This window comes from Pseudoalteromonas sp., from assembly GCF_018402495.1.
Classification (GTDB): Bacteria; Pseudomonadota; Gammaproteobacteria; order Enterobacterales; family Alteromonadaceae; genus Pseudoalteromonas.
The window spans coordinates 313,505-326,438 of sequence record NZ_JAGYIU010000003.1 but is presented as its reverse complement, the minus strand read 5'-3'; the positions used below and the strand labels follow the sequence as shown (position 1 = coordinate 326,438).

Sequence of the window (12,934 nt, the reverse complement as noted above, 5' to 3'; positions counted from 1 at the left end):
AGCCTACGCTGGTGGCAAAGTTGTAAGACTAGTCCTAATGCTTTAATACCGTGTAATTTGCATTCACTAAATACATGCACCCGCCTATGTCGTTTGCCGTTACAAATGCTGCAGTTACATCAGCTTGTGTAAATCAGTAGCATCTATTTTACGCGCTATCAATGGCAGGCACTGAGGGTAGCTATAACCCGTTTAATTTTATCCAAATTATATAATTAGTTTTAGGCTAATTGACACAACACAGTAAGATTAACTCGGTAGGTTAGTCGGTACAGTGTGTTAGTGTTAGTGTAATATATTAATCATGCTATTAGACACAAAACGCATCTGCGGTTTATATAAGCGCTGGAGTTTGATATGAGTCAAGTGGTGTATTTAATCTAAACTTATAACCACTTAAATATAAAGGATTTTTTAATGCAATCAGTTAACCATTCGCACAATGTATCCGATGTTCTAGAAAACCTACAAACGCAACCTGCAGGTTTAACATCTGAACAAGCCAAACAACGCTTGCAACAACTAGGCAGTAACGAAATTGTTTTTAGAAAAACCCCAGCTTGGCGAAGGTTGTTAGCCCAGTTTTATGACCCCATGGTGATTATTTTACTCATTACTGCAAGCATTACCACGGTGTTAACCCTTCTAGGTGAAAACATGCTTGCTGATACTTTAGTGATAATCGCGGTAGTGTTGCTAAATGCCCTACTTGGTTTTACTCAAGAAGGTAAAGCCGAAGGCGCACTTGATGCTTTACGTAACATGTTAGTCGAATACTGTAGGGTTATTCGTTCAAATGAGCATTATCGTATAGCAGCTCGAGAGCTAGTCCCAGGGGATATTATTTTACTGCAAGCGGGCGATAAAATTCCTGCTGATGTTAGATTTATCCGCGTTAGTAATCTATTTGTTGATGAATCGTCATTAACGGGTGAATCTATACCCGTAGAAAAAATAACTGATGCAATCAGTGGAAAAAATTTAGTGCCAGGTGATCAACGCAATACTGGGTTTTCGGGGACGTTTGTCACGCAGGGTACGGCTACCGCTGTAGTGGTTGCTACAGGTAACAATACAGTATTTGGCCACATCGCAAATCTAGTTAAGACCGCCAGCATCAAACGTACTCCATTACAGCAAAAGTTAAGTGCGTTTGTAAAAAGCTTAATTATAGCGGTGTTAATTATAGGTACACTTAACTTTTTTTATACACTTTATTTAGGCTTTAGCATTAGTTATGGTTTTCTTGGTGCGGTATCACTTGTAGTTGCTTCAATTCCTGAAATGTTGCCCGCGTTAGTTACTTCAATATTAGCGCTATCTGGGGTGTTAATGGCTAAACGTAATGCGTTAGTTCGTCATTTACCTGCCGCTGAAACCTTAGGCGCAACAACCGTAATATGTTCTGATAAAACAGGTACATTAACCGAAAACCGTATGACAGTGACTGATATTTATGCCGCTGAGCAGCTCTTTAAAGTCCATACACAGGCAGATCCCTTACAGGGTGAATTCAGCTTAAATAATCATCCTGTAAATGTAGAGCAACACCCAGCACTACTTACTCTGCTTAAAACCGGTTATTTTTGTAACAATGCACATATTCTTAACGGTAATACCACTGGTGAGCCTACTGAGGTGGCAATTATTCAGGCAGGTTTTAAAGCAGGAATCAAAAAGCAGGATGAAAAACGGCTACAAGAACTCCCCTTTGACTCAAGCACCAAATACATGGCTGTTTTAGTGGATACCAACGAAGGACGTAAAATTTTAGTAAAAGGTGCTCCTGAAGTAATTTTATCAATGTGCAACCAAGCCATTGATGCCAATAACCAACCAACTAAATTTTGTCAAAACAGCGTTAAAAAACACGTCGCGACACTCTCAAGTAATGCTTTACGCTCCTTAGCTTTTGCTATAAAAGATGTCCCAAGTGATCAAGCTAGCCTTGAGCATAACGACTTAACACAAATGACGTTTGTTGGGTTACAAGGAATGATTGACCCACCACGCAGTGCTGCCATTGATGCAATTGAAAAATGTAAAAATGCAGGAATACGCACTATTATGATCACCGGCGATCATCCAGAAACAGCAATTGCCGTTGCTAAGCGTTTAGGAATTGATGCAAGCAAAGCCATTACTGGAGCGCAATTAAATACGCTTAATGAAGAGCAACTAAAACGCCTTGTTGAAGAGGTTTCGGTGTTTGCTCGCGTTGCCCCTGAACATAAAAAAGCAATAGCACACGCATTACAAGCTAATAACCATGTTGTGGCTATGACTGGTGATGGCGTAAATGATGCGCCTGCACTTAAAGCAGCAGACATTGGTATAGCTATGGGTAAAAGTGGGACAGAGGTAGCCAGAGAAGCGGCCGATATGATTTTACAAGATGATAATTTTGCCACCATTGTTGCCGCTGTCGAAGAAGGCAGACACAGTTGGAATAATTTGCAAAAAGCTATTTTGTACACGCTACCAACCAATGCAGCACAAGCAATGCTAATTATAGGCGCAGTTATTTTAGCAACACACATACCAGTATTTGGTATACGCTTTGTACTTGAACCCGTACAAATATTATGGATTAACTTATTAGATTCAGTACTGCTAACTATGCCGCTTATGATGGAACGCAAAGAACAAGGATTACTCAATGCTAAACCAAGATCAGCCAATGAGGGAATAATAAACACACGCTTTATGCAGCGACTCATCGTATTGGGACTTGCTATTTCTTTACCTGGATTTGCAGTTTATTACTACTTTGGAGCCCCTGCGGTTGTTGATGGTCAACTTGTTGATGCTATGTTATTAACACAAGCACAAACGGCTGCCTTTTGGGGAATTTTGTTAGCCCATATTGGCTATGTGGTATCTGCGCGGTCATTAGAGCGCTCCGCATTTAGTTTCAATCCGTTGAGTAACCCGTGGTTATTAGCGGGTATAGCCATAAGTATAATAATCCGTTTACTGCCAACAGTGATACCTGAGGCAAATGCATTATTTAGAACTGCCGCATTTCCAGCACAGTGGTGGCCTTACATTTTTGCCTGTTTTTTACCAAGCTTTATGGCTATCGAGTTACTAAAAGTTTATCAGCGAAAAAGTAAATCATAAAAAAAGCCGCTATTGCGGCTTTATTGTTATTTAAGGCTTAGGATAAGCAATACGATCAGACAAATAACCCACACTCGTTGCAAAATAGTAAGAGCGGTTCCAATGCATAAATACTTTGTAGTTGTCATAGGCTAAATACATTCGACCATTCATATCGTCAGGCATAACCAACGCAGCTTTAATGGCTACATCGGGTAAATCACTGCCATCAGCACGACGAACACCTAAAGCTTGCCAGTCAGCTAAAGAGCGCTCTGATTTATTCCAGTATTCAAGCCATTGCTTACGTGTTTTAGTACCGCGCTGTAAAATGTACTGCTTATCAAAATCGGCAGGGAGTTTAACTTGTCGACCCCAAGTTAAATTGTCATTCCAGCCCTCTTGTTTTAAGTAATTAGCAATTGAAGCAAACGCATCCTCTTTGGTCGTCCAAATATCTTTGCGGCCGTCATTGTTGTAATCGACGGCATAGGCATTAAATGAAGTTGGCATAAATTGGGTTTGCCCCATAGCCCCTGCCCAAGAGCCTTTAAATTTATCAAGCGAGATATGACCAGATTCTAGAATGTCCAGAGCCGCCCACAGTTGGCGTTTATATAGCGCTTCACGGCGTCCATCAAACGCTAAGGTTACCAGTGATGAAATAACGTTATGGCCGCCCTGAATAGCACCAAAGTTACTTTCTAATCCCCAAATAGCCACAATAAAACGTGCTTGAACACCATAATCTTTTGCTACTTTTTCTAAGACTTCTTGGTTTTCTTTATATAATTTACGGGCACGGTCAATTTTCCATTGCGGTACGCGTTTTGGTAAATACGTTTCCAGTGTTTCTTTTACTTCTGGCTGGTTTTTGTCGGCTGAAATCACTTTTTCTTTGTAAGACGCAGTTGCAAATGCTTGCTCAATTAACTGAGTGTCGTAGCCTTTAGCTATTGCTTCTTGTTTTAAATTAGTAAGATATTGTTGAAACTCAGCTTGGGTTTTTGCCATCACCGATGAGCTTAAACACATACCGCATAATACAGCCGCTAATTTTTTAATCACTATCTGCTCCATTTTGTTTTCTTAATTGACTTAGCAAGTTTTCCTCTGGTGGCGGTAGTTGTAAATAATAGCCTTGGTCGCTAAGCGACTGTTTTAAAGTGTCTAAATCCGCTACGCCTAATTGAGTCCGCTTAGCTAAATTAATGATCATCACGTACTGTGGTTGACCAAACATGGCCATTAAAGGTTCCGGAACTTTACTAAAATCGTCTCTTTTTTCGATAAATAAGAAAGTATCTGCTTTTTTCTTACTTTTATATACCGCAGTTAGCATTATGGCCCTATAAAATCTTGCTTAACAGTGCTACACACTATAACATGGTAGTAATAATAAGTTATAAAAATTAGTGTGGAAACTGTAATAAAAGCCTTGTTCAGCCTAGGTTTATACAAAAATACATGCTAACCAGAGAATCCAGTAGAGCATCTATGTCGGACCAAATTTTTGAGCTAAAAGGCAACCTGTTTACATTATCAGTCTTACATCTTTACAGTACTGATATTAACCTTTTAGCTGAACAACTGTATGTAAAAATAGCCCAAGCCCCAAAGTTTTTTGAGGGTGCCCCCATTGTTGTTAATTTAATTGAAGTAAAAAATAATGCGCTCGATTTTGTTCATTTAAAGTCACTCATAGAACGCATGAGCTTTAATGCTGTGGGTGTGTGTAATGGTTCAGATGAACAGCATAAACAAGCAAAAGCAGCGGGGTTATCTGTTTTAAACTACTCACAAGACGTTAAGAGCGAACCTGCCAGAGTTGAGTCAAACACCTCTGTTATTGAAAAAGCCGTGTATTTACCCGCACAAATCATTAATGGTGCGGTGCGCTCAGGGCAGCAAGTTTATGCCAAAGATCGCGACTTGGTGGTGTTAGGCGCAGTAAGCCATGGCGCAGAAGTAATTGCTGATGGTAATGTACATATTTACGGCACGCTCCGTGGTCGCGCAATTGCCGGTGCGAAAGGGCTCGATAACGCATATATATTTTGTAATAAATTAGAAGCAGAACTCGTTTCAATCAACGGTAATTACTGGATCAGTGATTCACTGCAAGGTGAGCACTGGGGTAACGCAGTTCAAATACAACAAAAAAATGAATCTTTAGAAATTTCAGCTTTGGTTAAAGGATAAATCTCATGGCAAAAATAATTGTCGTTACCTCGGGTAAAGGGGGTGTTGGTAAAACAACATCAAGCGCAGCAATTGGTACAGGCTTAGCACTAAAAGGCTATAAAACGGTTATCATCGATTTTGACATCGGCTTACGTAATTTAGACCTGATTATGGGTTGTGAACGTCGCGTAGTATATGACTTTGTTAATGTGATCAATGGTGAGGCCAACCTTAACCAAGCACTTATAAAAGATAAACGAGTAGAAAAGCTATTTATTCTTCCGGCGTCACAAACTCGCGATAAAGACGCGCTTACTCGCGATGGTGTAGAGCGTGTTTTAAACGAGTTAAAAGAAGATTTTGACTACATTGTGTGTGACTCGCCTGCTGGTATTGAAGCTGGCGCTATGATGGCCATGTACTTTGCTGATGAAGCCATTGTAACGACCAATCCTGAAGTATCTTCAGTACGCGACTCTGATAGAATCCTGGGAATTTTACACAGTAAATCTAAACGTGCCGAAGAAGGTTTAGAAAACATTAAGGAGCATTTGCTAATAACACGCTATAATCCAGATCGTGTATCAAAAGGTGAAATGCTATCTGTTGAAGATATCCAGGACATTTTAGCTATTGACTTACTAGGTGTCATTCCTGAATCTCAAGCAGTACTAAGTGCATCAAACTCTGGACAACCCGTTATCCTTGATGGCGAATCAGACGCAGGCCAAGCTTATGCTGATGCGATCAGTCGTTTATTAGGCGAAACGGTTGAATTTAGATTTTTAGATGTGGAGAAAAAAGGTTTATTCAAACGGATATTTGGAGGTTAATGTGTCTTTACTTGACTACTTCCGCTCAGAAAAGAAAAACAGTGCGTCATTAGCAAAAGAGCGATTGCAGATCATAGTCGCGCACGAGCGTTCTCAGCGAGGTACACCTGATTACTTGCCGCAATTAAAGCAAGATATTTTGGATGTGATCCGTAAGTACGTAAATGTCGGTGCCGATGCAGTTCAAGTTCAGTTTGATCAAAACGAAGACGATTTAGCCGTACTCGAGCTCAATGTCACATTACCTGACGAAGAAAAAAAACCATAATAAATAGGGCGCTATTTAAGCGCCCTTTTTATTTAGGTGTAAAACACAGAGTGTCTAATTATCCCACTCTTTAAGCGCATCTTTAATATAGTCATAGCGCCATGAACTGAGTAAATCTGGCTTTATGTGGTTAGCTTTTTGTGCATCGGTTAGCTTCCAATTCCAACTAATTAGCTGATTTATTTGCTTTTTAGAGGCCATTACATCTTCCGGTATGTTGTGCTCTTTTGCGACTTTAGTAATTTTTTGTTTGATTTCTTTCGCAGCTTTTTTATAAGTAGGAAAATCAATTAATCGCTTTAATACTTGCGGGTGCTGCTCAGGTGGAATGGCTTTGGCCTGCTCGACACACTTTAAAATCTCGACCCCTGAACGATTAACTTCAATGGGCTCTACACCGGGAATTTGTCTCAATGCATTTAAACTTGAAGGGCCACGTTTAGCTATTTCAGTCATGTTATGCTCTTTAAGAACAAAATTAAGCGCTAAATTTTTACGAATCGCTTTATTTCTTCGCCACACTGCTAACTCTTTGAGTACCGCTAATTCATGCGGCTTGAGCTGCCATGCGTTTTTGATCTCTTTATAAAGTAGCTCATCAGGTGTTTGAAAAGCACGCTTATTGGCAACTAATTCACTTTCATTGATCACAATATCAAATAAATCAGCGGCTTTAATGCTATCTATGATCAACTCAAAGCATGGCAGCAAGTGAAATGTATCAGCTGCAGCGTATTCAAGTTGTTTTTGGGTCAGAGGACGTTGTAACCAGTTAGTACGTGATTCACTTTTATCAATCTCGATATTCAGTAACGTTTTAACCATTAGTGCAAAGCCCATGCAGTTGCCCTCGCCTAAAACCTGTAATGCAAATTGAGTATCAAACAATGGATAAGGAACAAATCCTGCGTACTTTTGAAAAACTTCAATATCTTCTGAAGGTGAATGGAGAACTTTTAACACTTTCGGATCTTTTAATATTTGCCAAAAATCAAACAAAGAAAGCTCTGCAAGCGGATCAATAAGTGCTAAGTGTTCGCCATCATAAACTTGAATAAGTGCAACTTCAGGATACAAAGTACGGCGGCGCATAAACTCGGTATCAATAGCCAGAATGGGTTTATTTTTTATTTGCTCTACAAACGTATTAAGCTGATTTTGGGTTTGGATCAATTGGTAGTGCACTGAGTCTCCTGCAATAAAAAAGCCGACTTGTGTCGGCTTTTTTATAGTTGCTAATCTTTTAAGGCTCTTCTGAGAATTTTACCCACGTTCGTTTTGGGTAATTCATCCTTAAACTCAACGAGTTTAGGAACCTTATAATTAGTTAAATTATCACGACAATGTTTTATTATATCTTTTTCAGTTAAAGATGGGTCTTTTTTCACAACAAAAACTTTAACTTGTTCACCACTTACTTCATGTGGCACACCAATCGCTGCAACTTCAAGCACGCCGTCGTGCATAGCAACCACTTCTTCAATTTCATTTGGAAATACATTAAAACCTGAAACAATAATCATGTCTTTTTTACGGTCAACAATGTAGAAAAAGCCTTCGTCATCATAAGTGGCTATATCACCCGTTGCAAACCAGCCATCTTTTAAACATTCTGCAGTAGCATCTGGGCGGTTATAGTAACCTAACATAACTTGCGGACCTTTAACCCACAATTCACCTGGCTCACCTTTAGCCGCTTCTTCACCGTTATCAAGCATTAATTTAATATCTGTACTTGGCGCAGGTAAACCAATAGAGCCATTATAAGCTTCTAAATCATAGGGGCTAATAGTAACTAATGGCGAACATTCTGTTAAACCATAGCCTTCCATTAACTTACTGTTTGTAACTTTTTGCCATTTTTCTGCAACCGGACGTTGTACCGCCATACCACCACCTAATGACATTTTAAGGTGACTAAAATCAAGCTCAGAAAAACCAGGGGTGTTTAGTAAACCATTAAATAACGTATTAACACCCGTAATGGCGGTGAACTTATGCTGACTAAGCTCTTTTACAAACCCGGGCATATCACGCGGGTTAGTAATTAAAACATTTAAACCACCATATTTCATAAAGGCTAGGCAGTTAGCCGTCAGTGCAAATATATGGTATAGCGGTAATGCGGTGATCACCACTTCACTGCCACGATCGAGCACTTTGTCTAAGCAGCCTGATACTTGTTCAAGGTTGCCAACCATATTGCCATGGCTCAACATAGCCCCTTTCGATACACCGGTTGTTCCGCCAGTGTACTGTAAAAAGGCTAAATCACTTAAATTTACCTCTGGACGCTTATAACTATTTGGATCTGCTTTGAATAAATCACAAAAATTAATGGTATTTGGTAAAGTGAAGCTAGGCACCATTTTTTTGAAATGCTTAACCACAAAGTTTACTAAATGCTTTTTAAGACCACCCATCATGTCACCCACCTGAGTAAGCACTATGTGTTTAACGTCAGTGTTTGGCAAGGCTTTTTCAAGTGTATCGGCAAAGTTAGCAAGTATAAATATTGCTGAGGTTTCAGAGTCTTTTAATTGATGCTCTAACTCACGAACGGTATAAAGTGGATTAACATTAACCACAACACAACCAGCGCGTAAAATACCTAAAATAGCAATGGGGGTTTGTAACAGATTCGGCATCATAACGGCGACTTTATCGCCCTTTTTTAACCCTAAATCGTTTTGAATATAGGCGGCAACACGCTTTGTTGCCGCATCAATTTCGTTATATGACAGTGTTTTACCCATATTAGTAAATGCAGGTAAATCTTTGTAATCATTAAAACTTTTTTCAAACACTTCGAGTAACGAGTTGTAATGCTCAGGATCGATTGTTTCAGGCATACCTTCTGGGTAGCGCTTAAGCCAGATTTTTTCCACTCTTAGCCCCTGTTTATAATTATATTTTTATTAACCTTAATCTAAGTAAGGCACTTTCACAATTGAGCAAATACTCTAATCCAGAGATAATCCCACATTTATCGGTAATATACAATTAACATGCACTATATTGCAGCATAAATGCGTGAATGTGCTTAAAACATAGCCCACTACTTTGCATATGGCAATGATGTCCGCCTGGTACTTCTATAATACTCAAGTGATTGTAATATTTACTATACTTATCTAAGTTTTGTTTTACAAATGCATAACCTTTATCACCTAATATTAATTGGCATGGTGCAATTAATTCTTTTATTGCACCAATACATTGCGCTTCATCAAAGCGAAAACCTGAATGATTTTTAAGCTTAGGGTCTGTGGTTAACTCAAAACCACCGTGGCTTGGTATTATGTTTCTGTCCATTAACAAAGCAATGTGTGCATCATTTAAATCCGTTGTTTTTGCGCGCGCTTGGTATATTTGTTGTTTGGATGAATATATCCGTGGATTTTTATTCGTAAGTCTTGCTCGATTGAGTATCGCATTTCTTAGCTGTGCAGTGACTTCATTGCTATTAGTAGTAACGCAACCTATCCCCTCAATAAAAGAAACAGACTTGACGTACTCACTAAAGCAACTTGCAAATAATCCCGCAACCATAGCGCCCATTGAGTGCCCAACCAAGTGTACTTTTTTTAATTTAAGCGCTGTGATTAATGCATACACATCATCCACATAATCAATAAAGTAGTAATGAGCTTGCGAACTACGCCAAGACGATAAACCATGGCCTGCAAAATCAATGCAGTACCATGTTTGCGAAGGGTTCGCATCACTAAGCATAGGTACAAAGCTAGCACAATTGTCTAACCAGCCATGTAAAGCAATGACAACGTCTTTACCTTCACCACATTTTATGCCGTGTATATCTAGGCCATTTGCTTTTACAGAAAATGGTTGCAAAGCAAACCTCTACTCTTTTAGTTTGTTGTGGCCATAACATACAAGAGATAATACACAAATAATACAACTGAGCTAAACGAACACACTTTAATTTTTAAATTTCATAAACATATTCATTTATTTATCTCGCTATCAGTATACAATAATAGTCGCTATTAAAATAAGTACACTTAAAGGGTACACACAATGAAAAAACAGTTCGGCTTATTAGCGCTTTTATGTACAACAACAGGAGCATTTGCTCAATCAGCGCCTAAAAATGTTATTTTTATGATTGGTGATGGCATGGGTCCCGCTTTCACAACCGCTTATCGATACTATAAAGATGACCCTGCTACAAAAGAAATAGAAACCACCGTATTTGATACTATGTTAAAAGGTATGGCGCACACTTATCCTGACGATCATACTTATGTAACTGACAGTGCTGCAAGTGCAACCGCTCTAAGCAGCGGCCATAAAAGTTATAATGGCGCTATTGCTGTAGATGCAGATAAAAAGCCCGTTAAAACTATGCTTGAAATTGCAAAAGAGCAAGGCAAGACAACAGCGTTAGTAGCTACTTCACAAATAAACCATGCAACTCCAGCAAGCTTTGCCGCGCATAATGAATCAAGAAGAAATTATGATGACATTGCTAATGACTACATTGACAACAAAATTGCGGGTAAATTACCGGTCGATTTAATGTTAGGCGGTGGTACGCAATATTTTATTCGTGATGACAGAAACTTAGTCGACGAATTTAAAAAAGCAGGTTATCAATACGGCGACGATATTAAAAATCTAGGTCAAATCACACAAATCCCTGCCATTGGTTTATACGCGCCTAAAGGATTACCTTTTGCGCTAGATGAAAACCCAACGAGATTAAAGCAGCTAACCTCTAAAGCGTTTGATTTGCTTGATGGGCAAAATGATAAAGGTTTTTTTGTGATGATTGAAGGCAGCCAAATAGACTGGTGTGGCCATGCAAATGATATTGCGTGCGCAATGGCAGAAATGGATGACTTTGCAAAATCAATCGAAACAGCAAAAGCGTATGTAGATAATAACCCAGACACAATTTTAGTTGTGACAGCCGATCACTCTACAGGAGGTCTCACTATTGGTGCTCATGGCCAATACAAATGGAATACGGACGTTATCAAAGGTATTAAGGCCACAGCGGGTACATTAACCAACTTATTGATGAAGTCAAATAACCTTAAAAGCGTCTGGCAGGCTAACACCAATATTGAGTTTTCAACTGAGAACGAAATTAAACTCAAGCAAGCAAAAGCCATGGGTGAAAAAGCTCTGAACTTAGCAGTTAAAAGTATTATTAATGACTTAAGTTTTACTGGTTGGACTACTAGCGGACATACCGCGTCAGATGTGCAAGTATTTGCTTATGGTAAAAACAGCAAAGAGTTTATTGGTTCACAAAATAACACTGATATCGCTAAAAAGCTGATTAGTTATTTAGAGCAATAATAAAAATCAGAAAAATAAAAAGCCCGAATAATTATTCGGGCTTTTTATTTGCTGATTTTCATTTTTACCAATTCGCTTATTTAAGTGATCTATTTTGAGGATTGGTATTAGCTAAGCGTATATATCAACACCAATTAAACTTTGAACCTCAGCTCTACGTTCTAAATTAGCAAACTCAGTGTAAGTAGAAATCGCCTTACTGACTTGCGCACTAGGTTGATCGTAAATAGTTTGGCTGTATTGAGTCTCTTTGCTATTTGCTTTTGCAAACTCTTTTGCAAGTTCAAGTCCCTCAGGGCTACTCTTAACATAATCGGTATTGGTTTTTTGTGTTTTAGCTTGCTCTAATACTCGATCAGGCTGAGCCGAAACGACCGAACTAGAACGCACCTTAGCAGGAATATCACCTGTAAAAAAACCAGAGCTAATAGGTAGCGACATTGCGCTTCTCCAACCAAAAACGTAACTAAATTATGATTTAAAATCGCCTAATTTGCAAACAACTGGATTGGTATTATTCACGACCAGGTAATTTTTTCCATGTTACCGTGTCTCGCACATATTTTGGCTGTGCATCGCTAGCTTTTACGCCATTGCCTGCAAGGTACTGCGCATCGACTAAGGCCAGCATATATTGCGCATCGGGCAGTGTTATTTCTGGGTGTACTGTAACATTATTAAATGCAGCTAATGCATCAGGGTAGCTTTTAAACCCTGTTCCAACGCCTGTTGCCGCTTTATTTATTTCTATTAATGAAGAATCTAATAGCTCAGGTTTAAATACACGTTCTTCACCTTGCAGTGTCATCAAGTTACTACTCACTTGATATTGGGCAAAGTATATTTCCCCCATACGGGCGTCAATACTTGAATACACTACCTTATCACCAAATTGTTCAAACGCTTGTTGCGCCATAACGGCTAAGGTAGAAACACCTACTAAAGGTAAATTTGTTGAATACGCCAAGCCTTGTGCAATCGCTACACTAATACGTACCCCTGTAAAGCTGCCAGGACCTTGACCAAAGCCAATAACATCTAAATCTTTTAATTTACACTGTGCTTTATTGAGTAGTTCATCAATCAGTGGCAGGATTTTTTGGCTATGCTGCTGCGGACACTCTTCAAAATGATGAAATGTTTTTCCCTGATAATGTAAAACCACTGATAAAGCTTCTGTAGAGGCATCTAGCGCGAGAATGTTAGTTTTGATCAT

Annotated in this window: 12 protein-coding genes; 5 read left to right on the top strand and 7 right to left on the bottom strand. The window is 39.1% G+C overall.

Annotated features, from left to right (window positions below; genetic code table 11):
* Nucleotides 1–417 precede the first annotated feature (417 nt).
* On the top strand, nucleotides 418–3,123 hold the full coding sequence (locus tag KG708_RS11305) for an HAD-IC family P-type ATPase (RefSeq protein ID WP_213609849.1): 2,706 nt from the start codon (nucleotides 418–420) through the stop codon (nucleotides 3,121–3,123).
* Nucleotides 3,124–3,153: 30 nt separating this feature from the next.
* Here KG708_RS11305 and KG708_RS11300 read toward each other — a convergent pair whose 3' ends face one another.
* Nucleotides 3,154–4,170 carry a lytic murein transglycosylase gene (locus tag KG708_RS11300; protein ID WP_213609847.1) on the bottom strand — a complete coding sequence of 339 codons (1,017 nt, stop codon included), beginning with the start codon at nucleotides 4,168–4,170 and terminating at the stop codon, nucleotides 3,154–3,156.
* Nucleotides 4,163–4,444: a YcgL domain-containing protein gene (locus tag KG708_RS11295; protein ID WP_213609845.1), complete on the bottom strand. Its 282-nt coding sequence runs from the start codon at nucleotides 4,442–4,444 to the stop codon at nucleotides 4,163–4,165. The genes KG708_RS11300 and KG708_RS11295 overlap by 8 nt, the downstream gene beginning before the upstream one ends.
* A 155-nt stretch (nucleotides 4,445–4,599) precedes the next feature.
* Between KG708_RS11295 and minC the strand changes: the two genes are divergently transcribed.
* From minC to minE, 3 genes are read left to right on the top strand one after another with little or no spacing between them, the layout of a single operon-like run.
* Nucleotides 4,600–5,304 carry a septum site-determining protein MinC gene (gene minC / locus KG708_RS11290; RefSeq protein WP_213609843.1) on the top strand — a complete coding sequence of 235 codons (705 nt, stop codon included), beginning with the start codon at nucleotides 4,600–4,602 and terminating at the stop codon, nucleotides 5,302–5,304.
* Nucleotides 5,305–5,309: 5 nt separating this feature from the next.
* Entirely contained in the window at nucleotides 5,310–6,119 is an 810-nt protein-coding gene (gene minD, locus KG708_RS11285; protein ID WP_213609841.1) for a septum site-determining protein MinD, read from the top strand.
* A gap of 1 nt (nucleotide 6,120) precedes the next feature.
* A complete protein-coding gene (gene minE / locus KG708_RS11280; RefSeq protein ID WP_213609839.1) occupies nucleotides 6,121–6,387 on the top strand; it encodes a cell division topological specificity factor MinE in 267 nt (88 codons plus the stop codon).
* Nucleotides 6,388–6,441: 54 nt separating this feature from the next.
* Here the strand turns inward: minE and rnd are convergent, their stop codons facing one another.
* The 3 genes from rnd to KG708_RS11265 form a co-directional block, all read right to left on the bottom strand.
* Nucleotides 6,442–7,572 (bottom strand): ribonuclease D, encoded by a 1,131-nt coding sequence (gene rnd / locus KG708_RS11275; RefSeq protein WP_213609837.1) that lies wholly within the window; start codon nucleotides 7,570–7,572, stop codon nucleotides 6,442–6,444.
* Nucleotides 7,573–7,622: 50 nt separating this feature from the next.
* A complete protein-coding gene (gene fadD / locus KG708_RS11270) occupies nucleotides 7,623–9,275 on the bottom strand; it encodes a long-chain-fatty-acid--CoA ligase FadD (protein ID WP_213609835.1) in 1,653 nt (550 codons plus the stop codon).
* Between the two features lie 115 nt (nucleotides 9,276–9,390).
* Nucleotides 9,391–10,242: an alpha/beta hydrolase gene (locus KG708_RS11265; RefSeq protein WP_213609833.1), complete on the bottom strand. Its 852-nt coding sequence runs from the start codon at nucleotides 10,240–10,242 to the stop codon at nucleotides 9,391–9,393.
* 186 nt (nucleotides 10,243–10,428) lie between these two features.
* On the opposite strand from KG708_RS11265, the gene KG708_RS11260 reads away from it, so the two are divergent.
* Nucleotides 10,429–11,718: an alkaline phosphatase gene (locus KG708_RS11260; RefSeq protein WP_213609831.1), complete on the top strand. Its 1,290-nt coding sequence runs from the start codon at nucleotides 10,429–10,431 to the stop codon at nucleotides 11,716–11,718.
* A 111-nt stretch (nucleotides 11,719–11,829) separates the two neighbouring features.
* Here the strand turns inward: KG708_RS11260 and KG708_RS11255 are convergent, their stop codons facing one another.
* Complete coding sequence (locus KG708_RS11255) at nucleotides 11,830–12,159, bottom strand: hypothetical protein (RefSeq protein ID WP_213609829.1); 330 nt, start codon at nucleotides 12,157–12,159, stop codon at nucleotides 11,830–11,832.
* Nucleotides 12,160–12,232: 73 nt separating this feature from the next.
* Nucleotides 12,233–12,934, bottom strand: a complete 702-nt coding sequence (tsaB, locus tag KG708_RS11250) for a tRNA (adenosine(37)-N6)-threonylcarbamoyltransferase complex dimerization subunit type 1 TsaB (RefSeq protein WP_213609827.1) — start codon at nucleotides 12,932–12,934, stop codon at nucleotides 12,233–12,235.